Source organism: Ventrimonas faecis, from assembly GCF_040096075.1.
Classification (GTDB): domain Bacteria; phylum Bacillota; class Clostridia; order Lachnospirales; family Lachnospiraceae; genus Brotaphodocola; species Brotaphodocola faecis.
Genome location: NZ_JBBMFJ010000065.1, coordinates 1 through 2,068, shown reverse-complemented (window position 1 = coordinate 2,068; position 2,068 = coordinate 1). Strand labels below are relative to the sequence as shown.

Annotated in this window: 3 protein-coding genes; all 3 read left to right on the top strand. The window is 42.8% G+C overall.

Going from position 1 to position 2,068, the window contains the following annotated elements; genetic code table 11:
* Positions 1–1,051: GGDEF domain-containing protein (locus tag WMO41_RS15755; protein ID WP_349230584.1), on the top strand; the 1,051-nt coding region annotated here is incomplete at its 5' end.
* A gap of 293 nt (positions 1,052–1,344) precedes the next feature.
* Complete coding sequence (locus tag WMO41_RS15750) at positions 1,345–1,530, top strand: hypothetical protein (protein WP_349230583.1); 186 nt, start codon at positions 1,345–1,347, stop codon at positions 1,528–1,530.
* Complete coding sequence (locus WMO41_RS15745; protein ID WP_349230582.1) at positions 1,527–1,901, top strand: flavodoxin; 375 nt, start codon at positions 1,527–1,529, stop codon at positions 1,899–1,901. Before WMO41_RS15750 ends, WMO41_RS15745 begins: the two co-directional genes overlap by 4 nt.
* Positions 1,902–2,068 lie beyond the last annotated feature (167 nt).

The window sequence follows — 2,068 nt, the reverse complement described above, 5'->3', positions numbered from 1 at the left end:
ACATGGAGAGGCAAAGTGCAAGGTATTCATGAAACCGAGCGCTAAATGGGTGGAGATGCGCAATACATTGATTACGAGAGATGATGTATCTGCATTGATTTTCACTCAGTTAGAGGATGTGACGCAGGAGCATTTCCTCCAGGAAGAACTACGCAAAGTCCAAAAAAAGCATGAGTGGAAGCAGCAGCAGTTTCAGGCACTTGCTCATATGCCGGGAGTTATCACTTATGATTACAATCCGTGTAGCGATTTGTTGAATTTGGACTATACGAACCAGAATGGAGAGGTGCGAGAATTTATCGCTGAAGATTTTCTGGGCAAGATTGACCAGCATCCGTGGCTTGCGCCGGAGAGTGCGGCGGCTCACAAAGCGGCATATGAAGAGGCAATGCAAAGACCGATGACGGGATTTGTTGATTTTATGGGATGCTTTGAAGGGGAAGAGTTCTATTGCTATCGTTCGTATTATACAAGCGTGGCAGATGCATCTGGCAAGATTTATCGCATCGTCGGACGTGCGGATAAGATTGATGAAGATGTGAAAAAGACGCAGCGTCTGCAGCGAAAAGCAGAACGCGATTCGCTGACAGGCTTATTGAATTACGAAAGCCTGGTAAAACATTTGGAATACAACATGGCGCTTTTTAAGTGTGGTGCTTTGTTAATCATCGATATTGACCATTTCAAATCAGTGAATGACCGGTTTGGTCATATGGTGGGCAACAAGATGCTCAAAGCGGTTTCGTATGTATTTACAGAGATGTTCAGGCGGAGTGATGTGATTGCAAGATTTGGAGGGGACGAATTTGTAATCTTTTTGCCAAATATTACGGATGCGGCGTGGGTACAGAAAAAAGGAGCGCAACTGCTGGCGGCAATCCACCAAATTCAGGTATCAGAAGGTGAATATCTAAGTGTGAGTATCGGTGGCGCGATGATATCTGATGAGTCCGTATCAGCTTCGCAGATGCTAAAAGCAGCAGATAAGGCGCTTTATCGGGCGAAAGATGCGGGTAGAAATAGAATCGAACTTGCTGTTGAATCTGAATGACAGGAAGAGAAAGTCAGAATGGGAGAACACAAGATGATTCGCGTTGCAATTGTGGAAGACGAAGCTTATAATCACTATAATGCTGAAAAATATAGCTGGGTAGATAAGATGTGAAATTAGAAGTTGCAGGAGGATTATAAGTGATTAGAAGAATGCAGAGAGCAGATATAGACAGAGTTGCGGATATTTGGCTTGATACTAAGTAAAGGTCAAACCATTCACCTTTCACTAAATCCATTTTTAGTGCATACTTGAGAAAAACAATAGATTTTTTCAAGGGAGGACTAAAGACTATGGATCAATGCACTCATGAAGTCCGTGCAGAATACTGGAAAAAGATCATTCAGGCCTGTGGTCAGTCAGCAAAAAGTTGGATGGATGAGAATGGCATTTGCGAACAAAGCTATTATCACTGGCAGCGACGGTTCCGGAAACAGGCGTATGAAGAAATGAAGAAAACGCTTCAGTTCCTGTCGTGACAGAGAAAACAGAACTGACTTTTGTTGAAATTCCATGCCACACTTCTGAGAAAGCAAATACATACACGGTTTCCGACAAAACTGTTGCAACGATAAGGACGGCAACGCTACAGATTGATATTTCCAATGAAATATCGGATGCTCTTCTGACCCGGTGGTATGTTGCACCAACCATCATCAATACATTCCTGGAGCAGTATGATCTTACCGGGAAAAAGGTGATTCCGTTCGCAACATCCGGTGGAAGTGGAATGGGCAATACGAATAAGGAGCTTGCTGATTCCTGCAAAGGGGCTATCTTACTGGAGGGTAAACGATTTGGAAGTAGTGCCAGTGAGGCAGATTTAAAAGTATGGGCAGAAAAATTCTAAGCTGTAGTTAATATTACCGAGATTTAGGATTGCAGAAAAGCAATTTCTGAATCTCGGTTTTTCTGTGTATCTGTGAAGGTTGTCGCAAGTCGAGAGTATGAGAAAATCTCTGTAAATAAGATTCTTCTATGATAATTAAGAGCGATAAGCTTGTGAATCAGGCTTGT